The 23,910-nt window shown below is 74.5% G+C and carries 26 protein-coding genes; 20 read left to right on the plus strand and 6 right to left on the minus strand.

Annotation, left to right across the window (positions count from 1 at the left end):
• The first annotated feature begins 140 nt into the window (after positions 1-140).
• The 5 genes from gabT to ASG41_RS08745 all read left to right on the plus strand — a co-directional run bounded on the left by gabT (position 141) and on the right by ASG41_RS08745 (position 4,561).
• Complete coding sequence (gene gabT, locus ASG41_RS08725) at positions 141-1,487, plus strand: 4-aminobutyrate--2-oxoglutarate transaminase (protein ID WP_056292764.1); 1,347 nt, start codon at positions 141-143, stop codon at positions 1,485-1,487.
• A 79-nt stretch (positions 1,488-1,566) separates the two neighbouring features.
• On the plus strand, positions 1,567-2,562 hold the full coding sequence (gene dhaK / locus ASG41_RS08730) for a dihydroxyacetone kinase subunit DhaK (protein WP_056292766.1): 996 nt from the start codon (positions 1,567-1,569) through the stop codon (positions 2,560-2,562).
• Positions 2,559-3,149, plus strand: a complete 591-nt coding sequence (gene dhaL / locus ASG41_RS08735; RefSeq protein WP_056294651.1) for a dihydroxyacetone kinase subunit DhaL — start codon at positions 2,559-2,561, stop codon at positions 3,147-3,149. Before dhaK ends, dhaL begins: the two co-directional genes overlap by 4 nt.
• Positions 3,146-3,553, plus strand: a complete 408-nt coding sequence (dhaM, locus tag ASG41_RS08740; protein WP_056292768.1) for a dihydroxyacetone kinase phosphoryl donor subunit DhaM — start codon at positions 3,146-3,148, stop codon at positions 3,551-3,553. The genes dhaL and dhaM overlap by 4 nt, the downstream gene beginning before the upstream one ends.
• Positions 3,554-3,604: 51 nt before the next feature.
• Complete coding sequence (locus ASG41_RS08745; protein ID WP_056292770.1) at positions 3,605-4,561, plus strand: DUF808 domain-containing protein; 957 nt, start codon at positions 3,605-3,607, stop codon at positions 4,559-4,561.
• Positions 4,562-4,576: 15 nt separating this feature from the next.
• On the opposite strand, the gene ASG41_RS08750 is transcribed toward ASG41_RS08745, so the two are convergent.
• Positions 4,577-4,777: a hypothetical protein gene (locus tag ASG41_RS08750; RefSeq protein ID WP_056292772.1), complete on the minus strand. Its 201-nt coding sequence runs from the start codon at positions 4,775-4,777 to the stop codon at positions 4,577-4,579.
• Between the two features lie 32 nt (positions 4,778-4,809).
• Here ASG41_RS08750 and ASG41_RS08755 point away from each other — a divergent pair, with 32 nt between their 5' ends.
• The gene (locus tag ASG41_RS08755; RefSeq protein ID WP_056292774.1) at positions 4,810-5,214 is read left to right on the plus strand and encodes a VOC family protein; all 405 of its coding nucleotides are present in this window, start codon (positions 4,810-4,812) and stop codon (positions 5,212-5,214) included.
• A 120-nt stretch (positions 5,215-5,334) separates the two neighbouring features.
• Here ASG41_RS08755 and ASG41_RS23550 read toward each other — a convergent pair whose 3' ends face one another.
• Positions 5,335-5,505 (minus strand): hypothetical protein, encoded by a 171-nt coding sequence (locus ASG41_RS23550; protein ID WP_157519213.1) that lies wholly within the window; start codon positions 5,503-5,505, stop codon positions 5,335-5,337.
• Between the two features lie 121 nt (positions 5,506-5,626).
• Here ASG41_RS23550 and ASG41_RS08760 point away from each other — a divergent pair, with 121 nt between their 5' ends.
• The 6 genes from ASG41_RS08760 to ASG41_RS08785 all read left to right on the plus strand — a co-directional run bounded on the left by ASG41_RS08760 (position 5,627) and on the right by ASG41_RS08785 (position 12,368).
• Positions 5,627-5,977 carry a hypothetical protein gene (locus ASG41_RS08760; RefSeq protein WP_056292776.1) on the plus strand — a complete coding sequence of 117 codons (351 nt, stop codon included), beginning with the start codon at positions 5,627-5,629 and terminating at the stop codon, positions 5,975-5,977.
• A gap of 106 nt (positions 5,978-6,083) precedes the next feature.
• Positions 6,084-7,511 carry an FAD-binding oxidoreductase gene (locus ASG41_RS08765; RefSeq protein WP_235564664.1) on the plus strand — a complete coding sequence of 476 codons (1,428 nt, stop codon included), beginning with the start codon at positions 6,084-6,086 and terminating at the stop codon, positions 7,509-7,511.
• Positions 7,508-8,386: an alpha/beta fold hydrolase gene (locus ASG41_RS08770; RefSeq protein WP_200938800.1), complete on the plus strand. Its 879-nt coding sequence runs from the start codon at positions 7,508-7,510 to the stop codon at positions 8,384-8,386. Before ASG41_RS08765 ends, ASG41_RS08770 begins: the two co-directional genes overlap by 4 nt.
• 124 nt (positions 8,387-8,510) lie before the next feature.
• Positions 8,511-9,797 (plus strand): MFS transporter, encoded by a 1,287-nt coding sequence (locus ASG41_RS08775; protein WP_056292780.1) that lies wholly within the window; start codon positions 8,511-8,513, stop codon positions 9,795-9,797.
• Positions 9,798-9,838: 41 nt separating this feature from the next.
• Entirely contained in the window at positions 9,839-11,509 is a 1,671-nt protein-coding gene (locus tag ASG41_RS08780) for a GAF domain-containing protein (protein WP_056292782.1), read from the plus strand.
• Between the two features lie 154 nt (positions 11,510-11,663).
• Complete coding sequence (locus ASG41_RS08785) at positions 11,664-12,368, plus strand: alpha/beta fold hydrolase (protein ID WP_200938801.1); 705 nt, start codon at positions 11,664-11,666, stop codon at positions 12,366-12,368.
• 12 nt (positions 12,369-12,380) lie between these two features.
• On the opposite strand, the gene ychF is transcribed toward ASG41_RS08785, so the two are convergent.
• Positions 12,381-13,454, minus strand: coding sequence for a redox-regulated ATPase YchF (gene ychF / locus ASG41_RS08790; protein WP_056292786.1), 1,074 nt, complete (start codon positions 13,452-13,454; stop codon positions 12,381-12,383).
• Between the two features lie 23 nt (positions 13,455-13,477).
• Positions 13,478-14,551, minus strand: coding sequence for a glycosyltransferase (locus ASG41_RS08795; RefSeq protein WP_056292788.1), 1,074 nt, complete (start codon positions 14,549-14,551; stop codon positions 13,478-13,480).
• Between the two features lie 121 nt (positions 14,552-14,672).
• Here ASG41_RS08795 and ASG41_RS08800 point away from each other — a divergent pair, with 121 nt between their 5' ends.
• From ASG41_RS08800 to ASG41_RS23555, 4 genes are all read left to right on the plus strand, one after another.
• Positions 14,673-16,169 (plus strand): AlkA N-terminal domain-containing protein, encoded by a 1,497-nt coding sequence (locus tag ASG41_RS08800; RefSeq protein WP_304438017.1) that lies wholly within the window; start codon positions 14,673-14,675, stop codon positions 16,167-16,169.
• Positions 16,166-16,675, plus strand: coding sequence for a methylated-DNA--[protein]-cysteine S-methyltransferase (locus ASG41_RS08805; protein ID WP_056292792.1), 510 nt, complete (start codon positions 16,166-16,168; stop codon positions 16,673-16,675). The genes ASG41_RS08800 and ASG41_RS08805 overlap by 4 nt, the downstream gene beginning before the upstream one ends.
• Positions 16,676-16,711: 36 nt before the next feature.
• Complete coding sequence (locus ASG41_RS08810) at positions 16,712-17,821, plus strand: DNA recombination protein RmuC (protein ID WP_082556726.1); 1,110 nt, start codon at positions 16,712-16,714, stop codon at positions 17,819-17,821.
• Between the two features lie 152 nt (positions 17,822-17,973).
• A complete protein-coding gene (locus tag ASG41_RS23555; protein WP_056292794.1) occupies positions 17,974-18,546 on the plus strand; it encodes a DUF6542 domain-containing protein in 573 nt (190 codons plus the stop codon).
• Positions 18,547-18,613: 67 nt separating this feature from the next.
• Here the strand turns inward: ASG41_RS23555 and ASG41_RS08820 are convergent, their stop codons facing one another.
• Positions 18,614-19,594, minus strand: coding sequence for a 4-hydroxy-3-methylbut-2-enyl diphosphate reductase (locus tag ASG41_RS08820; protein WP_056292796.1), 981 nt, complete (start codon positions 19,592-19,594; stop codon positions 18,614-18,616).
• A gap of 100 nt (positions 19,595-19,694) precedes the next feature.
• On the opposite strand from ASG41_RS08820, the gene ASG41_RS08825 reads away from it, so the two are divergent.
• From ASG41_RS08825 to ASG41_RS08835, 3 genes are read left to right on the plus strand one after another with little or no spacing between them, the layout of a single operon-like run.
• A complete protein-coding gene (locus ASG41_RS08825; protein ID WP_056292797.1) occupies positions 19,695-20,579 on the plus strand; it encodes a lipid droplet-associated protein in 885 nt (294 codons plus the stop codon).
• Positions 20,580-20,597: 18 nt separating this feature from the next.
• A complete protein-coding gene (xseA, locus tag ASG41_RS08830) occupies positions 20,598-21,818 on the plus strand; it encodes an exodeoxyribonuclease VII large subunit (RefSeq protein ID WP_056292799.1) in 1,221 nt (406 codons plus the stop codon).
• The gene (locus ASG41_RS08835) at positions 21,815-22,048 is read left to right on the plus strand and encodes an exodeoxyribonuclease VII small subunit (RefSeq protein WP_056292801.1); all 234 of its coding nucleotides are present in this window, start codon (positions 21,815-21,817) and stop codon (positions 22,046-22,048) included. Before xseA ends, ASG41_RS08835 begins: the two co-directional genes overlap by 4 nt.
• A gap of 1 nt (position 22,049) precedes the next feature.
• On the opposite strand, the gene ASG41_RS08840 is transcribed toward ASG41_RS08835, so the two are convergent.
• Complete coding sequence (locus ASG41_RS08840; protein WP_056292803.1) at positions 22,050-22,670, minus strand: DUF4245 domain-containing protein; 621 nt, start codon at positions 22,668-22,670, stop codon at positions 22,050-22,052.
• Positions 22,671-22,786: 116 nt separating this feature from the next.
• On the opposite strand from ASG41_RS08840, the gene glpX reads away from it, so the two are divergent.
• Positions 22,787-23,845, plus strand: a complete 1,059-nt coding sequence (gene glpX, locus ASG41_RS08845) for a class II fructose-bisphosphatase (protein WP_255352974.1) — start codon at positions 22,787-22,789, stop codon at positions 23,843-23,845.
• Positions 23,846-23,910: the final 65 nt, after the last annotated feature.

The following is a 23,910-nucleotide window of genomic DNA, read 5'->3' on the forward strand; positions in this document are numbered from 1 at the left end:
TGATCCACCCCGGAAAGGGCGGTCGACCTCCGGGTCGACCGCCCTTTTCCGTCGTCCGAGGGGTCGCACACGACGGATTCCCCATTCGCGGCCGATCGGTGCCACCATGGCGGGGACCGAGCCCTCGTGAGGAGACACCCATGACCGACGTGCTGGACCAGACCGGGCTGCAGCAGCGGCGCCAGCTGGTCACCGAGATCCCCGGCCCGCGCTCCCGCGAGCTGATGGCCCGCCGCAACGCGACCGTGTCGGCCGGTGTGGGCACCACGCTGCCGGTCTTCGTGGCCCGCGCCGGTGGCGGTGTCGTCGAGGACGTCGACGGCAACACCCTCATCGACCTGGGCTCGGGCATCGCCGTGGTGAGCGTCGGCAACGCCGCTCCCCGGGTGGTCGAGGCCGTGCAGGCCCAGGTCGCCGACTTCACCCACACCTGCTTCATGGTCACGCCCTACGAGGGCTACGTGGCCGTCTGCGAGGCGCTCGCGGAGCTGACCCCGGGCACCCACGCGAAGAAGAGCGCGCTGTTCAACTCCGGCTCCGAGGCCGTCGAGAACGCCGTCAAGATCGCCCGGCACGCCACCGGCCGGCAGGGCGTCGTCGTCTTCGACCACGCCTACCACGGCCGCACCAACCTCACGATGGCGCTGACGGCGAAGAACATGCCCTACAAGCACCGCTTCGGCCCCTTCGCCGGCGAGGTCTACCGGGTGCCGATGAGCTACCCCTTCCGCGACGGTCTGTCCGGAGCCGACGCCGCCGCCCGCGCGATCTCCCAGATCGAGGTCCAGGTCGGTGCGGGCAACACCGCCGCCGTGCTCATCGAGCCCGTGCAGGGCGAGGGCGGCTTCATCGAGCCGGCCCCCGGTTTCCTCACCGCGATCAGCCAGTGGTGCACCGCCAACGGCGTGGTCTTCATCGCCGACGAGATCCAGTCCGGTTTCTGCCGCACCGGGCAGTGGTTCGGCGTCGACGCCGAGGGCGTCGTCCCGGACCTGGTGACGACGGCGAAGGGCATGGCCGGCGGCCTGCCCCTGGCCGCGGTCACCGGCCGCGCCGAGATCATGGACGCCGTGCACCCCGGTGGCCTGGGTGGCACCTACGGCGGCAACCCGGTCGCCTGCGCGGCCGCCCTGGGTGCCATCGAGACGATGCGGGCCGAGGACCTCAACGGCGCGGCCCGGGCGATCGGAGAGCGCATGCTGCCCCGCCTGCGGGCGCTGGCAGAGCGCTTCCCGGCCGTCGGCGAGGTCCGCGGCCGCGGGGCGATGATCGCCCTGGAGCTGGTCCGCCCCGGGACCACCGAGCCCGACGCCGCGCTGGCCGGTGCGGTCGCCAAGGCCTGCCACGCGCAGGGCGTGATCGTGCTGACCGCCGGCTCCTACGGCAACGTGCTGCGCTTCCTGCCGCCCCTGGTCATCGGGCACGACCTGCTCGACGAGGCGCTCGACGTGATCGAGGCGGCGTTCGCCGAGGTGGCCGGCGCCTGATCCGCGGGGCGTTGTGCCGCCCTGCGGACGGTCCTAGCCTGCGGGTGCACCCGCCCCTCCCCCGAGGTCAGGAAGCCCCGTGAAGAAGCTCATCAACGACCCCGCCGACGTGGTCGCCGACGCCCTGCGGGGCATGGCGGCCGCCCACCCCCGGCTCCGCGTGGACCACGAGAACCGCGTCGTCTTCCGGGGTGATGCACCCGTGCAGGGCAAGGTCGGGCTGGTCTCGGGCGGCGGCGCCGGCCACGAGCCCATGCACGGCGGCTTCGTCGGCCCCGGCATGCTCGACGCGGCCTGCGCCGGCGAGGTGTTCACCTCCCCGGTGCCCTACCAGATGGTCGCGGCCACCCAGGGCGTCGACGGCGGCGCCGGGGTGCTGCACATCGTGAAGAACTACACCGGCGACGTGATGAACTTCGAGATGGCCGCCGAGCTGGTCGCCGCCGAGTCCGGCACCGAGGTGGTCACCGTCGTGGTCGACGACGACGTCGCTGTGCAGGACAGCCTCTACACCGCCGGACGGCGTGGGGTGGGCACCACGGTGCTGCTGGAGAAGATCGTCGGCGCAGCCGCCGCGGAGGGCCGGCCGCTGGCCGCGGTGGCCGACCTGGCCCGCCGCATCGACGACTCCGGCCGCAGCATGGGCATGGCGCTGACCTCGTGCACCGTGCCGGCCGCGGGCAAGCCGACCTTCGACCTCCCCGAGGGCGAGATGGAGATCGGCATCGGCATCCACGGCGAACCCGGTCGCCGGCGCGTGCCGATCGCCCCCGCCCGCGAGGTGGCGGCGATGCTGGTGGAGCCGATCCTGGCCGACCACGCCTTCACCGACGGCGTCATCTGCTTCGTCAACGGCCTGGGCGGCACCCCGCTGATCGAGCTGTACGTGGTCTACGCCGAGGTCGCGGCGATCTTGGAGGAGTCCGGGATCGGCATCGCCCGCTCGCTGGTCGGGCCGTACATGACCAGCCTGGAGATGGCCGGCTGCTCGGTCACCCTGCTGCAGGCCGACGACGAGCTGCTGCGGCTGTGGGACGCCCCCGTCGACACCCCCGGGCTCCGGTGGGGCGCATGAGCGACACGCCCACCACCGAGCAGCTCACCGCCTGGGTCACCCGGTTCGCCGAGCTGGTCCGCGAGCACCGCGACGAGCTGACCGCCCTGGACTCCGCCATCGGGGACGCCGACCACGGCTCCAACATGGACCGCGGGATGACCGCCGTCGTGGCCGCGGTGACCGAGGCTCCCCCGGCCGACCCGGCGGCGCTGCTGAAGAAGACCGGCGCGACGCTGGTCAGCAAGGTCGGCGGGGCCAGCGGGCCGCTGTACGGGACGTTGTTCCTGCGGATGGCAGGGGCAGTCGAGGAGGGGTTCGCGCCGGCACTGCGGGCCGGCTTCGAGGGTGTGCTGGCCCGGGGCAAGGCCGAGCCGGGCGACAAGACGATGGTCGACGCGCTGGGGCCGGCCTGCGACGTCCTCGACGCCGGGGGGTCGCTCGCCGAGGCGGCCCAGGCCGCCGCCGACGGCCGGGACGCCACCGTGCCGCTGGTCGCCCGCAAGGGCCGGGCCAGCTACCTGGGCGAGCGCAGCGCGGGGCATGCCGACCCGGGCGCCACCTCGACGGCGTACCTGCTGCAGGCGGCCGCGGAGACGCTGTCGTGAGCGTGGGCGTCGTCGTCGTCTCGCACAGCCGCGCGCTGGCCGACGCCGCGGTCGAGCTGGCCCGGCAGATGCTGCCCGGCCGCGAGCTCGCCATCGAGGTCGCCGCCGGGATGGACGACGGCTCGCTGGGCACCGACGCCGTCGCGGTGTCCGAGGCGATCACCGCCGCGGACTCCGGCGAGGGCGTCGTCGTCCTGATGGACCTGGGCAGCGCCGTGCTGTCGGCCGAGACCGCGCTGGAGCTCCTGGACGACGACGTCTCGGACCGGGTGACGCTGTCCGCGGCACCCCTGGTGGAGGGCCTGGTGGGCGCGGTCGTCGTCGCCGCGGGGGGCGCGACCCGGGACCAGGTCGCGCGCGAGGCCGAGCGGGGACTCGCGCCGAAGCAGGCCCAGCTGGGCTGAGGTGTCCTAGCCTCTCCCTGTGACCGCGCTGAGCCTGCCCCGGACCGTCTGATGGCCAGCGGTCTCTTCGCCCTCTTCGACGACGTCGCCGCCCTGGTGCGGCTGTCGGCGGCCTCCCTGGACGACATCGGTGCCGCCGCCGGGCGGGCCGGCATCAAGGCCGCCGGCGTGGTCGTGGACGACGCCGCGGTGACCCCGCGGTACGTGCAGGGCCTGGAGCCCGCACGTGAGCTGTCGATCATCGGCCGCATCGCCAAGGGCTCGATCCGCAACAAGCTGCTGATCATCCTGCCGGCGATCCTGCTGCTGTCCCAGTTCCTGCCGTTCCTGCTCACCCCGATCCTGATGATCGGTGGCGCCTACCTCTGCTACGAGGGCGCCGAGAAGCTGTGGGAGAAGGTCTCCGGCCACCACCCGGAGGAGGCCGCCGCGGCCGAGGACACCGAGACCGACCCGGCGGAGCGGGAGAAGACCGTCGTCGCCGGTGCCGTGCGGACCGACTTCATCCTGTCCGCGGAGATCATGGTCATCGCCCTCAACGAGGTCGAGGACGAGCCGTTCCTCTCCCGGGCGATCATCCTGGTCGTCGTCGCGCTGCTGATCACCGCGCTGGTCTACGGCGTCGTCGCGCTCATCGTGAAGATGGACGACGCCGGCGTCGCACTCGCCGCCAAGCCGCAGAAGGGCATCGCCGCGCTGGGCCGCGGGCTGGTCAAGGCCATGCCGATCGTGCTGGCGACGCTGTCCACGGTCGGGGTCGCCGCGATGCTGTGGGTCGGCGGGCACATCCTGCTCGTGGGCGCCGAGGAGCTGGGCTGGACCTGGCCCTACGGCCTCGTGCACCACGTCGAGGAGATCGTGCACGACGCCACCGGCGCGCTGGGCGGGGTCCTGGGCTGGCTCACCAACACCGCGCTGTCCGCCGTCGTCGGGGTGGCCGTGGGCGCGGTCGTCGTCGCCGTGCTGCACCTGGTGCCCCGGCGCGGCGGCAAGGCCGCCGCGCACTGAGTCGGCGGCGCCGGGTCACCCGCCGCGGGCGAAGAGCTCCGCGGCCTGGGCGTCGTCCACGAAGGGGTACTTCACCTTGAACTGGGCGAGGGCGTCGGCGACGGAGAGCACGTGGGTCTCCCGGCGCCCCCCGGCGTCGACGGTCTGCACCGTCACCATGTCGGTGTTGATCGGCACCCAGTGGGTCTCCGCGTAGTCGGTGAAGACGTTGGCCACGGCGAGGACGGTAGTCGGGCAGGATGCCCCCCGTGGACTTCCGTCTCGAAGTGGTCGTGGTGCCCGTCTCCGACGTCGACGCGTCCAAGGCGTTCTACGCGGACAGGTGCGGGTTCGTCGTCGACGTGGACCGGCAGGTGACCGAGTCCTTCCGGGTGGTCCAGCTGACCCCACCGGGCTCGGGGTGCTCGATCACGATCGGTCAGGGCCTGGCCCCGATGGCACCGGGCGCGCTGAAGGGCCTGCAGCTGTGCGTGACCGACGCCGTCGCGGCCCACGCCGAGCTGGCCGGGCGCGGGGTCCCGGTCACCGAGGTCGTGCACTTCGAGGGCGGCGGCACCGTGCCGGGAGCCGGCGGGGACTTCGAGACGTTCTTCTTCTTCGACGACCCGGACGGCAACAGCTGGGCCGTGCAGCAGTCGCCCGTGCGTTCCTGACCCGGGAACGGAGCAGCCCCGCCCCGGACGCGTGAAACGACCGGGAGCGGGGCCTGTTCCCCCCGCTCATGGCGAGTGGGCGGGAGACGTGGGGACGACGGTACGCACCGCCCCGACGGCTCAGGACAGCGGGAGCGGCACCGGCAGGTCGACGGCCTCGAGGGCCTCGGTGACGGCGGTGGACAGCCAGCCGGCCGCCAGGAACACGTCGAGCAGGCCCTCGGGGGTCGAGGACAGGGTGGCCGCGGAGGTCCCGGCACACCACACGGCATCGCACACCGTCGTCGTCATGGACCCCTTATCGGCACTCCGGGTCCTCCACCGTCTCCCCCGTCCGGGGCACGTACGGTGCCGCCGTGCACCGACGACGCTTCCTGGCCCTCGGTGCAACCAGGGGCCTGGCCCTGACCGGTTGCCGGGCGGCCACCTCGGCCGCCACCCCGGCCGCCACGACCACGACGTCACCGAGTCCACCTACGGCGTGGACCCCCGGCCCTTCTACCGGCCGCCCTACTGTTACCAGGACGCGGCCGCGGTCGGCTACACCTGCTCGGTGCTCCGGTACGGCTCGCTGTCGGACTCGGGCCTGATCACCCCGCAGCAGGTGGTCGACTCCGCCAGCCAGTGGTTCCTGCCCCAGCACATCGTCATCGGGCACCTGGACTGCACCCCGGTGACGACGGTGTTCCCGCAGCTGGCCCAACTGATCGCCGACCGCGGGCTGCAGACGGTCACCCTGGACGACGTCTTCGTGAGCGCCTGATCAGATGCCGGACGCCCCGGTGGGGTGGCGGACCCTCCATCGGACCGCCGTGGTGACGGGGACTGTCTCCACGTCGTCGGGGCGTCGTCCGTGGTGCGGTGCTCCCATGACGATGACAGCTCCCGTGGCGTCGACACCGACGACGACCCACGACGCCGCAGGCACCGCGTTCACCGCCGAGCTCGCCGCCGGGCTGCCGGCCGGCACGGTGCTGACCGACCCCGATGTCGTCGAGGGCATGAGCCGGGACCAGGCCGCGTGGGCGCCGCACGGCCGGCCAGCCGCCGTGGTCCGCGCCACCTGCACCGAGGACGTCGTCCACGTCGTGCGGACGTGCCTGCGCCACGGGGTCCCGGTCGTCGCCCGTGGTGCCGGCACCGGGCTCTCCGGCGGCGCGAACGCGCTCGAGGGCTGCGTCGTCGTGTCGCTCGAGCGGATGGACCGGGTGCTGGAGATCAACGCCCTGGAGCGCCTGGCCGTCGTGCAGCCCGGTGTCGTCAACGACGCGCTGCGCGCGGCGGTGGCCGAGCACGGCCTCTGGTACCCCCCGGACCCCGCGAGCTCGCCCTGGTCCACGATCGGCGGCAACGTGGCGACGAACGCCGGGGGCCTGTGCTGCGTCAAGTACGGCGTCACCCGCGACTACGTGCTGCAGCTCGAGGTCGTCACCGGCCGCGGCGAGGTGGTCCGGCTGGGCCGGCGCACCGCCAAGGGCGTGGCCGGTTACGACCTGATGGGCCTGGTCGTCGGGTCCGAGGGCACGCTCGGGATCGTCACCGAGGTCACCGTCCGCCTGCGCCCGCTGCCCGCCCCGGCCGTGACGGTCGCCGGCTTCTTCTCCTCCGTCGTCGCCGCCGGCGCGGCGGTGCGGGCGGTGGGCGAGGCAGGCCTGGTGCCGTCGGCGCTCGAGCTGGTCGACCGCCACTGCCTGGAGGCCGTCGACGAGTGGAAGAACACGGGTCTGTCCACCGAGGCCGAGGTCGTCCTGCTGGGCCGGTTCGACGAGCCGGGCGAGCTCGGCGAGGGCCTGGCCGAGCAGATGGTCGCGTGCTTCCGCGCCGCCGGCGCCACCTGGGCCGAGCGCTCCACCGACGAGGCCGAGGCCGAGGCGCTCTTCGCCGCCCGCCGCCTGGCCTACCCCGCACTCGAACGCCTGGGCCCGGTGCTCACCGAGGACGTGTGCGTCCCCAAGGAGCAGGTGCCCGAGATGCTGGCTCGGATCGAGCGCACTGCGGTCCGCCGGGGCGTCGTGATCGCCAACATCGCGCACGCCGGCGACGGCAACCTGCACCCGCTGCTGGTGACGCCCCCGGGCGACGAGGAGGCCAGGGCCCGCGCCGAGGCCGCGTTCGACGACATCATCGCCGACGCCCTCGCGCTCGGCGGCACCGTCACGGGCGAGCACGGCGTCGGTCTGCTCAAGCGCGACGGGCTGACCGCCGAGCTGTCCGCCGAGGTGCTCGCGATGCACCGCGCCGTCAAGGCCGCCCTCGACCCCGCCCACCTGCTCAACCCCGGCAAGGTCTTCTCGTGAGCGCCACCACCGAGGTCGTCGAGACCGCGGCCGGACCGTTCGAGGTGCTGAGCCGGCCCGGCACCACCGAGCCGGTGCTCGCGGTGCACGGCGTGTCCAGCAACAACCGGCTGTGGGCCTGGGTGCTGGACGCCGCGCCGGAGGTCGACCTGGTCGCCCCCGACCTGGCAGGCCGTGGCGGGACGCCGGCGCGCCCGGGCCCGTCGTCGGTGCCCGCGCACGCCGAGCAGCTCGTGGCCCTGCTGGACGCACTCGGGCTCGACCGGGTCCACCTGCTCGGCATGTCGCTGGGCGGCTTCGTCGTCGCCGAACTCGCCGCCCGGCACCCGGACCGCGTCCGCACCGTCACCCTGGTCGACGGCGGGCTGCCGCTCGAGGTCGGCGAGCAGGGACCGCCCCCGGCGGCCGCGGTGGCGCCCCGGCTGCGCGCCCAGTACGCCGACCACCGGGTCTGGGCCGACGAGGCTGCGTACCTCGAGCACTACCGGAGCACCGTCGCCCCGCTGACCGGGGCCGACGACCCACGGATGCTCGCCCTGGTGGCTCACGACCTCGCCCAGGTCGACGGCGGGCTGGCTGTGCACCGCGACGTCGACACGGTGGTCGACGACGCGGTCTCGGTCTTCGCCTCGGGCGCCCCGGCGCAGGCCCTCGCCGCCGTGCGGGCGCCGGTCAGGCTGGTCCACGCGCCGTGGAGCAACGGGGCCGGCTCGCCACCGATGTACGCGGCCGCGCACGTGGCCCGCCTGGTCGCCGCGACGCCGTCCCTCGCCTCCGCCGAGCTGGTGCACGGCGTCGACCACGCGGCGATCGTCATGACCGACCACGGCGCCGCGGCCTGCGCGGCGGCTCTGCGCGCCAACCTCGGGGTGTAGACGCACCCACCGTCCCGGAGGGTGTTCCGTGGAGAGGATCCCCATCGTGCGGCCCTCCCGGAGTGCCTAGCGTCACAGCCAGCGGCGGCGGCGAGCCGACCCGGACCAGGAGAGCACCCACACCATGGCGACCAGCGAGATCCCCACCACCGCCCTGCCGGCCGAGCCGACCGAGGCCTCCCCGGCACCCGCCCCCCGGATGCGCCGGATGTCCCTCGGGCTCCTGCTGGTCTACGTCGCCATCCTCGCCGTCAACTCGGGGGGCAACGGGATCCTGCTGCCCAACATCGTGGCGGGCATCGACGAGGCCGGGAAGATCGGCAACCTCGCGATCGTCACCACGGTCGCGTTCGTCGCCAACATCTTCGCCCAGCCGCTGGCCGGCGCCCTGTCCGACGCCACCCGGTCCCGCTTCGGCCGCCGCACCCCGTGGATGGTGGCCGGCGCCCTGCTGACCGCCGGCTTCCTCGTCGGCCTGCCGATGGCGCAATCGGTGCTCACCGTCGCGCTGGTGTGGCTGGTCGTCCAGGTCGGCGTCAACGTGCTGCAGGCGGCCGCGACGGCCATCGTTCCCGACCGCTACCCGGCGGCCCGCCGCGGCGGGGTCTCGGCGATGATCGGCGTCGGCATCACCATCGGCAAAGCGGTCGGCGTCACCGTGGCCGGCAGCACCGCCGGGCAGGGCGCGCTGCCCTACGTCGTCCTGGCCGCCCTCGTGGTCGTGGTCGTGGTCGTCTTCGTCCTGGTCAACCGCGACGAGTCCAGCACCCACCTGCCCTGCGAGCGCACCGGTGCGCGGGAGTTCCTGCGCGGGTTCTGGGTCAGCCCCCGCCAGCACCCCGACTTCGCCTGGGCCTTCGTCTCCCGCTTCCTCATGGTGATCGGGTTCTACGGCGCCCAGACGTACGGCCTCTACATCCTGCGCGACTACATCGGCCTGGGCGACGAGGAGTCCAACTCCTTCGCCGCCACGATGGGCATCGTCCTGCTCGTGGGGGTCCTGCTCTCAGCGTCGGTCAGCGGCTGGCTCTCCGACCGCGTCGGCCGGCGCAAGCCCTTCATCGTCTGGTCCTCGGTCGTCATGTCGGTCGCCCTGGCCGTCCCCCTCGCCGTGCCCACCACGACCGGCGTCCTGGTCTACGCCTTCCTGCTGGGCCTGGGCTTCGGGGCCTACATCTCCATCGACCTCGCCCTCATGACCGAGGTGCTTCCTGCCCGCCTCGGCGGCGGCAGCGCCGGCCGCGACCTGGCCATCCTCGGCCTGGCCACCACCCTCCCGCAGGCGATGAGCCCCTCGATCGCCGCCGGCCTGGTCACGCTCACCGGTGGGTACCCGGTCCTCTTCGTCTCCGGCATCGTCTTCGTGATGCTCGGTGCGGTCGCCATCCGCCCGGTCAAGGCCGTGCGGTGAGCAGGCGCGCGGCCTGACCCCCCGCGGGCGAGGATGGGGACATGGCCCCCGACGTCGCGCCGACGGTCGCCGAACTGCGTCGCCGAGCCGACGAGCTGGTCGTGCTCAACGACCTGGCTCGTCGGCTCGCCGCGTTGCACGACACCCGGGACGTGCTCGACGAGGTGGCGCGACAGGCCCGGCGGCTGCTCGGCGTCGACGTCGCCTACATCATGCTGCTGCGCGGCGACGTGCTGCGGATCGAGGTCGTGGACGGCGCCATGGGCTCGGCGATGCGCGGGATCGAGCTCGAACGTGGCCAGGGCCTCGGGGGGCAGGTCCTGGCCACGGGTCGCCCGCTGTGGAGCGGGGACTACCTCGAGGACGGTCGGTTCCCGCACACCGACGGCGTCGACTCGGCGGCGAGCAGCGAGCAGCTCGGCGGCATCCTCGGCGTCCCCCTCGTCGTCGGGGACGACACGCTCGGTGTCCTGCTCGCCGCGGAGCGCCGGGCCCGGGACTTCGTCGCGCACGACGTCGAGCTCCTCGCCGGGCTCGCCGCGCACGCGGCGCTGGCCCTGCGCACGGCCGACCTCTTCGACCGGGAACGGGCTGCGGCCACCGAGCTCCGGGCGGCCAACGCGGCGCTGCGGGAGGTGAGTGCGAGCCGCGAGCGCGCCAGCGACCTGCGTGACGTGCTCAACGAGGTGGTGCTGCACGGCGGAGGACTCCCGGCGGTCGTGGCGGCGCTCGAGCGGTCGGCCGGCCTCGTCGTGGCGGTCCGCGACCACGAGGGCCGGACCCTGGCCGGGGAGCCGGCTGCCGACGGCGGGCTCGTCGTCCCCGTCGAGCTGCCGGGCGGTCATGGTGGTGACCTGGTCGCGGCGGCCCCGGCCACGGTGCCCGAGGAGGAGGCCGAGCGCCTGCTCCGGATCGGGGCCACCACGGTGGCGGTGCTGCTGGCGTCCGAGCGTGCCGTCGCCGAGGCCGAACTGCGCACGCGCGGGGAGTTCGTGCACGCCCTGCTCTCCTCCGATGCCGACGAGGCCAGCCTGGTGCGTCGGGCCCGCGCCAACGGGATCGACCTGCACGCGGTCGTCACCGTGGCCGTGGTGGACGCCGAGCCGGCCGGGGCCGCTGCGGCCGGGGGGTTCGCCGCCCGTCTCGCCGCCGAGCTGCGCGGGTGGTCCGCCGCCCACGCCGGACAGGTCGTGGTGCTCCTGCCCGCGACCGTCGAGCAGGCACGAGCTGCCGTGTCGCGGCTGTCCGCCGCAGGCGCCGCGACGCCGACGACGGGACTGGCCGCCGGTGCGGGCGGTCCCGCCGGGGTCCGGGCCAGCCACGAGGAGGCCCGGCAGACCGCAGCCCTGCTCATCGCCCTCGACCGGGCCGGCTCCTGCGCCACCGCCGACGACCTGGGGCTCTACCGGTCGCTGTTCAGCCGCTCCGGCCGTGCCGACGTCACGTCGTTCGTCCGCGCCACGGTCGGTCCCCTCCTCGACCACGACCGCGATCGGCAGCGCGACCTGGCGGTGACGTTGGAGACCTACCTCGAGCTGGCCCGCCACCACGCGCGGACCTGCGAGGCGCTGCACATCCACGCCAACACGCTGTACCAGCGGCTCGACCGGATCACCGAGGTGCTGGGGGCGCGGTGGAAGGAGCCGGGGCGGGCCCTGGAGCTGCAGGTGGCGCTGCGCCTGCACCGCCTGATCGCCGAACGGACCGACTGAATCCTCCACCCGCACCGCTGCACCAGGGAGTACCTCTCCATCCCCCGCCGGCCCGGACCCGGTTAGCGTCCGGGCCCATGACGACCCTCCGCCCGACCCGCCCACGCGCATCGTGAGGCTGGCGACGCAGGTCCACGGCGCGGGTCCACGCCAGGTGGCCCTGGTCCACGGGCTGGGCGCCGACGGCGCGACGTGGCGCGGCCTCACCGACCGTCTCGTCGCCGCGGGCGGCGTCACCGTCACCGCGGTCGACCTGCGCGGACACGGGGACAGCGACCGGGCCGAGGAGTACTCCCTCCGCGCGTTCGCCGACGACCTCGTCGAGACCCTGCCGGCCGGGCTGGACGTCGTCGTCGGCCACTCCCTGGGCGGCTCCGTGCTCGAGTGCGCCGTCGCGCGGCTGGCACCGGCGTCCGCGGTCTACCTCGACCCCGGCTTCCGGCTCGGGCTCCCGACCGAGGGGATCGCCGGGCGGCTGTTCTGGGGCACCGCCCCGGTCGGCCTGGCGGTGGCCGCGCTGGCCCAGGAGTGGCGCAGCCGGGGCCGTCCCGGCCCGTCCCCCGCGGACGCCGTCCTGCGCGACGCGGCGGCCGCGCGGTTCGACCGCGGGATGGCCCTGCGCGTCTTCCGCGACGTCGCCCACCACCCGGCACCGATCGCGCCGCCCGCGGTCCCCTCGACGATCGTGCTGTCCGACGACTCCCCCGCCGTGCTCCCGGACGCGACGGCGGCCCGCCTGGAGGCACTCGGCTGGGACGTCCGGCGGGTGACCGGGGTCGGGCACGACTTCTGGCTCCAGGACGCCGACACCACCTGGGCGGCGGTGCGCGACCTGCTGCTGGGCGACCGCGTCCGCTGACGGGCCGACCCCTCAGACGTTGAAGCGGAACTCCACCACGTCGCCGTCGGCCATCACGTACTCCTTGCCCTCGACGCGCACCTGCCCCTTGGTCTTGGCCGCGGCCATCGACCCGGCGGCGATCAGGTCGTCGAAGGAGACGACCTCGGCCTTGATGAAGCCACGCTGGAAGTCGGTGTGGATGACCCCGGCGGCTTGCGGCGCGGTGGCACCGATCGGGATGGTCCAGGCCCGGGACTCCTTGGGGCCGGCGGTCAGGTAGGTCTGCAGGCCCAGGGTGGCGAAGCCGACGCGGGCCAGCTGGTGCAGGCCGGGCTCGTCCTGGCCGACGGCGGCCAGCAGCTCGGCGGCCTCGTCGTCGGGCAGCTCGGCGAGCTCAGCCTCGGTCTGCGCGTCCAGCACGATCGCCTCGGCCGGCGCGACCAGTGCGCGCAGCTCGTCGAGCAGCTCGGTGTTGGTCAGCTCGTCGCTGTCGACGTTGAAGACGTAGAGGAACGGCTTGGTGGTCATCAGGCCCAGCTCGCGCAGCGGCTCGGTGTCCACGCCCGCGGAGAACAGCGTCTTCCCGCTGTCGAGCACCTGCTGCGCGGCGACCGCGGCGTCGTACAGCGCCTTGCGGTCCTTGTCCTTGCGCATCTCCTTCTCCAGCCGCGGGACGGCCTTCTCCAGGGTCTGCAGGTCCGCGAGCAGCAGCTCTGTGTTGATGGTCTCGATGTCGTCGGCCGGTGAGACCTTGCCGTCGACGTGCACCACGTCGGGGTCGGTGAAGACCCGGATGACCTGGCAGATCGCGTCGGACTCCCGGATGTTGGCCAGGAACTTGTTGCCCAGCCCCTGGCCCTCACTGGCCCCGCGGACGATGCCGGCGATGTCGACGAAGGAGACCGTCGCCGGGATCTGCTTGGCGCTGCCGAAGACCTCGGCCAGCTTCCCGAGCCGCTCGTCGGGGACGCCGACCACGCCGACGTTGGGCTCGATGGTCGCGAACGGGTAGTTCGCGGCGAGCACGTCGTTCTTGGTCAGGGCGTTGAAGAGGGTCGACTTGCCGACGTTGGGCAGACCGACGATGCCGATGGAGAGAGCCACGTCGGACCAGAGTACGGACCCGCTCAGACCGAGGCGGTGCTCCGACGCCGTCCCTGGGCGGCACGGTGCTCCGCGGCCCGCTCCCAGGCCGCCACCCACAGCGGCACGGTGTGCTCGGTGAGGTGCCGGTCGAGCACCTGCTGGTGTGCGGCACGGGCCTGCTCCCGACGCCAGTCCGGGTCCTGCACGGCCTTGGTGAGCCCCTTGGCCCAGTCCCGGGCCGACCGGGCCCGCCAGCCGATGCCCAGCCGCTCGTACTCCGCGCTGGGCGACCGGACCGCGTACACGCCACGGGCGGAGTACTCGAGCACCTTCAGCCAGCTCTTGGCCGTGTTGAACCGGTCGATGCGCAACGGGGCGATGCCGATGTCGAACAGCTCCCCCAGCGCCTGCACGTAGCTGTCCACGTCGGGGAGCCACGCCACCTCGCCGGGCTCCTCGCGCAGCCCCAGCCGCTGCTGAAGGTCCCACTTCTGACCCAACACGCTGAACCGGCTCGCCCCTCGGGTCGCCTCCAGGGCCTGCTGCAGGCCCGAGCCCAGCTCCTGCAGGTCGTAGGGGTGGCCCAGCACGTTGCCCGTCCAGCCGATCTGCGCGACGTCCCCGGTCCGCTCGTAGGCCGGCGGCAGCTCCGCCAGGCGACGAGGGACCGCGTTGGGGACGACGACAGCGCGACCGTGCCTGCCGTACTCCACCTGCAGTGCCGGCGTCGTCACTGTCACCACGTCGGCCTCGCGCGCACAGTCCGCGGTCCGTGCGGCGGCACCGCTGGCGATGATCCCGTGGCCCAGCTGACCGAAGGGCACCCCGGACAGCAGATCGTCGACCTCGACGACGACCGCCACCCCCCGGTCCTGCAGGATCCGGGCGCACTGCAGCAGCTCCGCCGTCTTGGGCAGCTGCAGCACCACGACATCGGCACCTTGGTCGTCCACGTCGACGACCACGGAGTCCGCACCGCGGCTCAGCGTGGTCGCGAGGCCCTGGGCGACGGTGACCGTGACCCCGACGGCCGCCTCGGTGACCGCCCGCGCCGGCTCCTCCACCCGGTGGTAGCTGAGCCCGGAGTACTTGGTCTTGCAGATGAGGACGTCCATGACCGGGCCTGACTGTGCGACGACGGGAGCACTGCACCTATCGGCAGCCGCCGTACCCGCCCGCACGGCGACGTCCGATTCCCGCCAGACCAACGTCCTGCCCGCTGGCATGCTCGGTCCCGTGACCGAGCTGCTCGACGGACGCCCGCTGGACGACGAGCGCTGCTACCGCGCCGTGTCCAGCCGGGACGCCCGCTTCGACGGCTGGTTCGTCACCGCCGTGCACACCACCGGCATCTACTGCCGGCCCTCCTGCCCGGCACGCACCCCGCTGCCGGGCAACGTGTCCTTCCACGCGACGGCCGCGGGTGCGCAGTCCGCGGGGTTCCGGGCCTGCCGCCGCTGCCGCCCCGACGCCGTCCCGGGGTCGCCGGAGTGGGACGTGCGCGCCGACGTCGTCGCCCGCGCCGTCCGGCTCATCGGGGACGGCGAGGTCGAGCGCAGCGGGGTCACCGGGCTCGCCGCCCGGCTCGGGTACTCCGAGCGCCAGCTCCACCGCCAGCTGGTCGCCGAGTTGGGGGTCGGCGCGCTGGCCCTGGCCCGCGCCCAGCGTGCGCAGACCGCCCGGGTCCTGGTGGAGACGACGACCCTGCCGATGGCCGAGGTCGCCACGGCCGCCGGGTTCGCCAGCATCCGGCAGTTCAACGACACGGTGCGGGAGGTCTTCGCGACCACGCCGACGGCGCTGCGGGCGGCGGCCACCCCGGCCACCGGGCCCTCGGGGTGGCTCACCCTCCGGCTGGCCGCCCGGGCGCCCTTCGCCGCCGAGGAGGTCCTGCTCTTCCTGGGGGCGCACGCCGTCGCCGGCCTCGAGGAGTGGGACGGCGAGACCTTCTCCCGGGTGCTGGACCTCCCGCACGGTCCCGGCGTCGTCCGGCTGTCCCCCGGCGCCGACGGCAGCTCGGTGACCGCCCGCCTGCAGCTGACCCGGCTGCGCGACCTCGGGGTGGCGGTGGCCCGCTGCCGGCACCTGCTGGACCTGGACGCCGACCCGACCGCCGTCGACGACGTGCTCGCCGCCGACCCCGCGCTCACCGGCCTGGTCCGCGCCGCGCCGGGACGCCGGGTGCCGACCGCCCCCGACGCCGACGAGGCCGCCGTCCGGGCGGTGCTGGGACAGCACGTGTCCCTGGGCGGCGCGCGGACCTTCACCGCCCGGCTGCTCACCGCGGCCGGCACCCCGCTGGCCGAGCCGGTCGGCACGCTGACCCACGTCTTCCCCCGGGCCGCCGCGCTGGTCGACGCCGACCTCACCGCGGTCGGGCTGACCGGGTCACGCCGCCGGACCGTGCACGCCCTGGCCGCCGGCCTGGTCGACGGCGCCATCGCCCTGGGACCCGGCGCGGACCGCGAGGAGGCCGGCCGCGCCCTGCTCGCGGTGCCCGGCATCGGGCCGTGGACGGTGGCGCTGGTCGCGCTGCGCGGGCTCGGCGACCCCGACGTCTGGCTGCCCGGCGACCTGGCGCTGCGCAAGAGCCTCACCGCGCTGGGCAGCACCGACGCCGACGCCGCCACCCGCTGGCGACCGTGGCGGTCCTACGCGGTCCTGCACCTGTGGGCGATGTCGGCCCCGGCACTGTTCACCCGCCACCCCGAGCCCCCGGAGACCCCGTCATGACCGCAGAGCACGCCACCACCGACACCCCGGTCGGACCGTTCACCGTGCTGGTCGAGGACGGGGCCGTGCTGGCCAGCGGCTGGACCGCCGACATCGGCGACCTCCTGCCCGTCGTGCACCGGTCCCTGCGTCCGGACACGGTCACGGCGGTCGACCGGCTGCCGGTGCTCGACGTGGTCGAGGCCTTCCACGCCGGGGACCTCGCCGCGATCGACGGCGTGGCGGTCCGCCAGCTCTCGGGCCCGTTCCTCACGCAGGCGTGGGAGGTGCTGCGCACGGTCCCGGCCGGGGAGCCGGACAGCTACGCGGGGTTCGCCGCCCGCTGTGGCCGGCCCACCGCGGTGCGGGCGGCGGCCGGGGCGTGCGCCCGGAACGCCGCGGCGCTCTTCGTGCCCTGCCACCGGGTGACCGCGACCGGGGGCGGGATGGGCGGCTTCCGCTGGGGGACCACGGTGAAGCGCTGGCTGCTCGACCACGAGGCGGAGCACGCCACCGCACGCGTCTGAACGGGACTGTCGTACCCCTGGGGCAGTCTCCCGGGCATGGACGCCACCTCCCTGCTGATCGGCCTGCTGCTCGGCGCCCTGCTGGCCACCGCGGTGACCCTGGGCGTGGTCGGGCTGCTGGGCCGGCGCACCCCGCGCAGTGACGGGCTGGAGCCGGTGCACGAGTCGCTGGACCACCTGCACCGGCTGCTGGCCGGCATCGAGCGCGACCGGGCCACCGCCCACGGGGAGCTGCGTGAGCAGGTCGGCACCGTGGGGCAGACGTCGGCGCAGCTCCGGCAGGAGACGGCGGCGCTGGTGACGGCGCTGCGCACCCCGCACGTCCGCGGCCGCTGGGGCGAGGTGCAGCTGCGCCGGCTGGTGGAGGTGTCCGGCCTGCTGGAGCACTGCGACTTCGTCGAGCAGCCCGCCTCGGTCAACGACGCCGGCACCGGCGTGCGGCCCGACCTCGTGGTCACCCTGGCCGACGGCAAGCAGGTGGTGGTCGACGCCAAGGTGCCCTTCGCCGGGTGGATCGAGGCCGTGCAGGCCACCGACGAGGCGGTGCGACTCCAGCGGGTGGCCGAGCACGCCCGCCAGCTGCGCGCCCACGTCGACCAGCTCGCCGCGCGCCGCTACCCCAGTGCCTTCGAGCCCTCCGCACCCTTCACCGTGCTCTTCGTCCCCTCGGACGGGTTCCTGATCTCCGCGCTGGAGGCCGAGCCCCAGCTGCTGGAGCACGGGTTCGCCCGTGACGTCGTCATCGCCACGCCGAGCACGCTGCTGGCCCTGCTGCGCACCGTGGCCTACTCCTGGCGGCAGGAGCGGCTGGCCCGCGACGCCACCGCCGTGCTGGAGGTCGGCCGGACGGTCCACGCCCGACTGGGCACGCTGTCCGCGCACCTGACCAGGCTCGGCTCCGCCCTCGGGTCCGCGGTGGGCCGCTACAACGACACCGTCGGCAGTTACGAGCGGTCGGTGCTCGTCGCCGCCCGCCGGTTCGACGACCTGGGGGTCGCCGAGACACCCGTGCCCGCACCCACCGCCCTGGAGCTGCCGGTCCGCACCCTGCGCACGGTGCGGGACGACGAGCGCGGGGAGGACGAGACGGAGGTCGCCCCGACCCCGCTGTCGCGACACGGCGCACGGGGCGGGGGGCACGGCTGACCCTCAGGTGGTGACCCGCCACTCCTGGTCACCTCCAGCTCGGTGACAGCTCCGCCCGTTACCGTGACGCGACCGACGGGCGCACCCCGTCGGAGCGAGGGAGGTGCACCATCGCACCGGTCAGTGCTGTCGAGTCCAGGCGGGAGGGTGCTGTGCGCGTCGAACACGGCCGACCCGACGACCTGGGTGGTGTCGACCCCCGTCCGCGGGCGGGGGCGCCGCGCGGTCGAGCCGCCGAACGCGCCGAGCGCGAACGGCAGGCCCGCCGCACCGCCCGCGAGGGGCGGCCCGACCCCTCGGCGCCCCGCCCGCGTCAGGGCCCCCCGCCGGCCTCCCGGGACCGCCGGGCGCCGGCACGGCCCGCCGCCCCCGCCCGCGGGGTACGCGGCTCCCTGGGGGTGCTGGGCGTCTTCCTGCTCACCGTCCTCGGCGCCGCCGCCGACTCGTTCTTCGGCGTCGGGCTCGGGACGCTCACCTTGATCACGCTCATCGCCGGCTCCGTGGTGGCCGCCCTGCTGGTCCGCCGCCGGGACCTCGGCACGATCGTGGTCGCACCGCCGCTGGTCTTCGTCGGCGTGGCGCTGGTCAACATCATGCTGGCGCCGTCGGCGACGTTGAGCCTGCCGACCCTGGCCACCCTGCTGATCCGCGGCTTCCCGGCGATGGCCATCGCCGTCGCCGCAGCGCTCGTGGTCACCGTCGTGCGGCTCATCGCCCGCCGCTGACCCACCCGGCTCGCAGACGCCAGCGGCCCGCCCCCTGCCGGGGACGGGCCGCTGGTGCGTCCGGGGACTACTCGGCGGCGGAGGTGTCCACGGCCAGGGTCTGCCGGCGCTGCTTGAGCTCGTGGGGCAGCGCGAAGACCAGACGCTCCTCGGCGGCCTTCACCGTCTCCACGTCGGGGTAGCCGCGCTCGCTGAGCCAGTCCAGCAGCTCGCTCACCAGGATCTCGGGCACCGAGGCCCCGCTGGTCACACCCACGGTGGACACCCCGTCCAACCAGGCCTCGTCGACCTCGGAGGCGTAGTCGACCAGGTAGGAGGCCCGGGCGCCGGCCTCCAGGGCGACCTCCACCAGCCGGACGGAGTTCGAGGAGTTCGTGCTGCCCACGACCAGCACCAGGTCGCACTGGCCGGCCATCTGCTTCACGGCCTGCTGGCGGTTCTGGGTGGCGTAGCAGATGTCGTCGCTGGGCGGGGCCTGCAGGCCGGGGAACCGGCCCTTGAGCGCCTCCACCGTCTCCAGCGTCTCGTCGACCGAGAGCGTGGTCTGGGACAGCCAGACCACCTTCTCGGGGTCACGGACCTGGACGTTGGCGATGTCGTCGGCGCCGTCGACGAGCTGGGTGCGCTCGGGCGCCTCCCCCATCGTGCCCTCGACCTCCTCGTGCCCACGGTGGCCGATCAGCAGGATGTCGAAGTCGTCCTTGGCGAACCGCTGGGCCTCCTTGTGCACCTTGGTGACCAGCGGGCAGGTCGCGTCGATGGTGCGCAGCGAGCGAGCGGCCGCCTGCTCGTGCACCGCCGGGGACACCCCGTGGGCGCTGAAGACGACGACGGCACCCTCGGGCACCTCGTCGGTCTCCTCCACGAAGACCGCCCCGCGACGCTCCAGGGTGGCCACGACGTGCTTGTTGTGGACGATCTGCTTGCGCACGTAGACCGGTGCGCCGTGGATCTCGAGGGCCTTCTCCACCGCGATCACCGCCCGGTCCACCCCGGCGCAGTAGCCCCGGGGGTCGGCGAGGAGCACGCGTCCGCGGTCGGCAACCATGCCCCCACTGTAGGTCGGCCCCGCCACCTGCACCGGGCGCCGAGACCGGTCCCACACTTCCCGGGGAGCGTGCCCCCTGCCGTTGGGGCAGGCTGGAGGCATGGCCCGTGAGATCCCCGAACCCGTCCGCGCCGCCGCCGGACTGGCCGCGACCCTGCTGGACGAGGCGCGCAAGCTCCCCCGCACCCTCCCGGCGCTGCCCGTGCGCGCGCTGGGACTGGCCATGCAGACCTCGCTGAAGCTCCAGCAGGAGTACTCCGGGCTGGTCGCCCGCGGCGACGAGGTGCTCACCGGTCTCCGCGGGGACGGCGAGCCCGGCCTGGCCACCTTCGACGAGGACCTCCCCGCCGAGCCGGCCACCCCGCGGGCCACCCCCACCGTGGGCGGCCTGGGCTCCCGCGAGTCGGCCTTCGACCGCGTCGTCGACGCCCCCGACGGCTACGACGACGAGCCCGAGGACGAGCCCGAGGACGAGCCCGAGGACGAGCCCGAGGACGAGCCGGAGCCCCAGACCCCGCTGCAGGTCGTCGACGCGGCGGCCGCCGTCGGGGACGACGACCTGACCGAGGAGACCCTCGCCGAGGAGGAGCTGCTGGCCGAGGGCCTGTCCGCCGACCTGGGCGACGCCGACCTCACCGACGACGAGGTCGCCAGCCTCCCCGACGACCCGGAGGCCGACGAGGTCACCGCCACCGTCGACGAGCTCGCGGTCAACATGAGCGACGACGCCGCCGAGGACGACGCGGTCATCGCCGCCTCCGAGATGGCGATCAACGCCGGCCACGCCGCCGACGACGACCAGCCCACCGAGCCGATCGAGGGCTACGACGGGTTCACGATCGCCCAGCTGCGCGGCCGGCTCCGCGGCTACCAGCCGGTGACGGTCGAGGAGCTGCTGGCCTACGAGCAGGCCACCCGCGACCGGGCGCCGTTCGTCACCCTGCTGCGCAACCGCAAGGAGAAGCTGGACCGCGAGCGCGGCTGACCCGGTACTGGAGCACCCGTGACCGCCCCGTCGTCGCCGGACCAGCCGTGGCCGGTGCGCACCGTGGCCCGCAAGGTCGCCGACTGGATCGGCCGGCTCGGCGAGGTGTGGGTCGAGGGCCAGGTCGCCCAGCTGTCCCGGCGGGGCGGTGCGACGGTCTTCCTGACCCTGCGCGACACCGCTGCCGACCTGTCGGTGCCCGTCACCTGCCACCGGGACGTCGCCGACCGGCCGGGCCTGGCCCTGACCGAGGGCGCGCGGGTGCTCGTGCGGGCCCGGCCGGACTACTACGTCGCCCGTGGCTCCTTCTCCCTGCGGGCCACCGAGATCCGCGCGGTCGGGCTGGGTGAGCTGCTGGCCCGGATCGAACGCATCCGTGCCCTGCTCGCCGCGGAGGGCCTCTTCGCGTCCCACCGCAAGCGGCCACTGCCCTTCGCCCCCGCCGTCGTCGGGCTGGTGACCGGCCGGGACAGCGCCGCCGAGCGTGACGTGCTGGTCACCGCCGCCCGGCGGTGGCCCGCCGTGCGGTTCGCCGTCGAGCACTGCGTCGTCCAGGGACCCTCCGCCGCGGCCGGCGTCATCGAGGGACTGCAGCGGCTGGACCGGGACCCCGCCGTCGAGGTCATCGTCATCGCCCGGGGCGGCGGCTCGGTGGAGGACCTGCTGCCCTTCTCCGACGAGGGCCTGGTCCGGGCCATCGCCGCCTGCCGCACCCCGGTCGTGACCGCCGTCGGCCACGAGACCGACACGACGCTGGTCGACCACGTGGCCGACGTGCGGGCCGCCACCCCGACCGACGCCGCGCACCGGGTGGTGCCCGAGATCGGGGAGCAGCGCCGGCTGGTCGACGGGCTGCGGGCCCGCGCCCGGTCCCTGGTCACCGGCCGGCTGGAGCAGCAGGAGCGCTGGCTGGAGTCGATCCGCAGCCGCCCCGTCCTCGCCGACCCGCAACGCCTGCTGGCCGGTCGCGCCGAGGACGTCGCCGCCCTGCGGCAGCGGGCCACCCGCACCGTCACCCACCGGGTCGACGTCGCCGGCCGGGACCTGGAGCACGCCCGCGCCCGGGTGGCCGCCCTCTCCCCCGCGGCAACCCTGGACCGCGGCTACGCGCTGGTCCAGCGGGCCGACGGCGCCCTGGTCCGGGATCCCGCCGAGGTCGCCGACGGCGAGGCGCTGGTGGTCCGGGTGGCCGGTGGGCGCCTGCCGGTGCGCGTGGACCGGCAGGATGGGACCCCGTGAGCACCCCCGACGGAGCACCCACGGCAGCCACCGCTCCCACCCAGGGCTACGAGCAGGCCCGCGAGGAGCTGGCCGACGTCGTCCGCCGGCTCGAGGGCGGCGGGCTCACCCTGGAGGAGTCGCTCGCGCTGTGGGAGCGCGGGGAGGAGCTCGCCGGGGTGTGCCAGCACTGGCTGGACGAGGCCCGCGAACGGCTGGCCGCCGCCGCCCCCGACCCGTCGGCGCCCTGAGTCAGTCCGCCTCGTAGACCGACACGGCGGCGGCCAGGGTCTCCAGCTCCCCGTCGTCGGCCGACCCGGTCACCACGGCCGTGACGCCGTCCCCCGCGTCGAGCCGGTAGGCCGTCTCCTCGCGGGTCGTGGTCAGCCGCTCCCAGGTGCGACCGTCGATGTCGACCGCGTCCTGCTCCGTGGCCCCGGCCAGCACGTCGGTCAGCGCGTCGGAGCCCTCGTCGTCGCTGACCACGTAGCCGGCGTACTCCTCGCCCGGGGTGAACCAGCCGATCTGCAGGGTGACCGGGTCGCCCTCGTCGACGGCGTCCCCCGCGTCGGTCTCGATGCTGGTCGCGCGCCAGTCCTCGGGCAGGCCCTGGGGCACCAGCAGCGGGTAGGACGCCCGGGCCGCCGCGAGCTGGGTGGAGGACGTGGTCTCCACCGTGCGGATCGGGTCCTCGGGGTTCTGCCGCAGGCTCGTCAGCCCGACCACCAGCAGGACCAGCACCGTCAGCGGCAGCAGCGAGCGGACCATGTTGGCCGCGTTGAACTTCGCCGCGCGGACCTCCGCGGAGGACGCGGCGGGCGCGGCCGGGGCCGGGTCGGGGGTCTGCTGACCCTGGGGTGCGGTGTCGGCCATGGCCCTAGGATCGCAGCACAGCTCCAACAGTCCCGCCGTCCCGCGTCCGGAGCGCTCCCGCGCCGGTCGACCGGTCCGGCGCACCGCCGTCCCGGCGGTCGTCCGAGGAGGTCTCGTTGTCCCTGCCCGTCCCCGACGGTCCGCCCCCCGCCCACCCCTCGGCCTACGGCAGCCAGCCCCCGTCCAACGGGCGGCCCCGGCCGGACCGCAACCTGGCGATGGAGCTGGTCCGGGTCACCGAGGCCGGCGCCATGGCCGCCGGTCGCTGGGTCGGCCGCGGTGACAAGAACGGTGGTGACGGCGCCGCGGTCGACGCCATGCGGGCCCTGATCCAGACGGTGAGCATGCGCGGGACCGTGGTGATCGGCGAGGGCGAGAAGGACGAGGCGCCCATGCTGTTCAACGGCGAGGAGGTCGGCGACGGCACGGGGGCCGAGTGCGACGTCGCCGTCGACCCCGTGGACGGCACCACGCTGATGGCCAAGGGCATGCCCAACGCCGTCTCGGTGCTGGCCGTGGCCGACCGGGGGGCGATGTACGACCCGTCCGCGGTGTTCTACATGGACAAGATCGCGACCGGGCCGATCGCGGCCGACGTGGTCGACATCCGGCTGCCGGTGAAGGAGAACATCCGCCGGGTCGCCAAGGCGAAGAAGGCCTGGCCGGCCGACGTCACCGTCGTGATCCTGGACCGACCCCGCCACGAGCAGCTCGCCCAGGAGGTCCGGGACGCCGGCGCCCGGATCAAGTTCATCACCGACGGCGACGTCGCCGGCGCCATCGCCGCGGCCCGCGAGGGCACCGGGGTCGACCTGCTGCTGGGCATCGGCGGCACCCCCGAGGGGATCATCACCGCCTGCGCCCTCAAGTGCATGGGCGGGGCGCTGCAGGGCCGCCTCATGCCCAAGGACGACGACGAGAAGCAGAAGGCCATCGACGCCGGACACGACCTGGACCGGGTCCTGGACATCGACGACCTGGTCCGCGGGGACGTGTTCTTCGTGGCCACCGGCATCACCGACGGCGAGCTGCTGCGCGGCGTGCAGTACCGCTCCGGGGGCTGCACGACGCAGTCGCTGGTCATGCGCTCCCGCTCGGGCACCATCCGCTCCATCGAGAGCCTGCACTCCCTGGAGAAGCTCAACCAGTACTCCGCGGTGCCCTTCGGCGACTGACCGACCGCACGACGACGGCCCGGCCCCCCTCGTGGGGTCCGGGCCGTCGTCGTACCGCGGGGAGG

The sequence above is a fragment of the Modestobacter sp. Leaf380 genome (genome assembly GCF_001424485.1).
Lineage (GTDB): Bacteria > Actinomycetota > Actinomycetes > Mycobacteriales > Geodermatophilaceae > Klenkia.

Excerpts from the sequence above, each read along its gene's own strand:
- ASG41_RS08795 (WP_056292788.1), bottom strand. The coding sequence starts at position 14,551 with ATGGACGTCCTCATCTGCAAGACCAAGTACTCCGGGCTCAGCTACCAC.
- gabT (WP_056292764.1), top strand. The coding sequence starts at position 141 with ATGACCGACGTGCTGGACCAGACCGGGCTGCAGCAGCGGCGCCAGCTG.
- ASG41_RS08840 (WP_056292803.1), bottom strand. The coding sequence starts at position 22,670 with ATGGCCGACACCGCACCCCAGGGTCAGCAGACCCCCGACCCGGCCCCG.
- ASG41_RS23550 (WP_157519213.1), bottom strand. The coding sequence starts at position 5,505 with ATGACGACGACGGTGTGCGATGCCGTGTGGTGTGCCGGGACCTCCGCG.
- ASG41_RS08825 (WP_056292797.1), top strand. The coding sequence starts at position 19,695 with ATGGCCCGTGAGATCCCCGAACCCGTCCGCGCCGCCGCCGGACTGGCC.
- ASG41_RS08805 (WP_056292792.1), top strand. The coding sequence starts at position 16,166 with ATGACCGCAGAGCACGCCACCACCGACACCCCGGTCGGACCGTTCACC.
- dhaL (WP_056294651.1), top strand. The coding sequence starts at position 2,559 with ATGAGCGACACGCCCACCACCGAGCAGCTCACCGCCTGGGTCACCCGG.
- ASG41_RS08745 (WP_056292770.1), top strand. The coding sequence starts at position 3,605 with ATGGCCAGCGGTCTCTTCGCCCTCTTCGACGACGTCGCCGCCCTGGTG.
- ASG41_RS08820 (WP_056292796.1), bottom strand. The coding sequence starts at position 19,594 with ATGGTTGCCGACCGCGGACGCGTGCTCCTCGCCGACCCCCGGGGCTAC.
- ASG41_RS08780 (WP_056292782.1), top strand. The coding sequence starts at position 9,839 with ATGGCCCCCGACGTCGCGCCGACGGTCGCCGAACTGCGTCGCCGAGCC.
- ASG41_RS08775 (WP_056292780.1), top strand. The coding sequence starts at position 8,511 with ATGGCGACCAGCGAGATCCCCACCACCGCCCTGCCGGCCGAGCCGACC.
- ASG41_RS08810 (WP_082556726.1), top strand. The coding sequence starts at position 16,712 with ATGGACGCCACCTCCCTGCTGATCGGCCTGCTGCTCGGCGCCCTGCTG.
- ASG41_RS08765 (WP_235564664.1), top strand. The coding sequence starts at position 6,084 with ATGACGATGACAGCTCCCGTGGCGTCGACACCGACGACGACCCACGAC.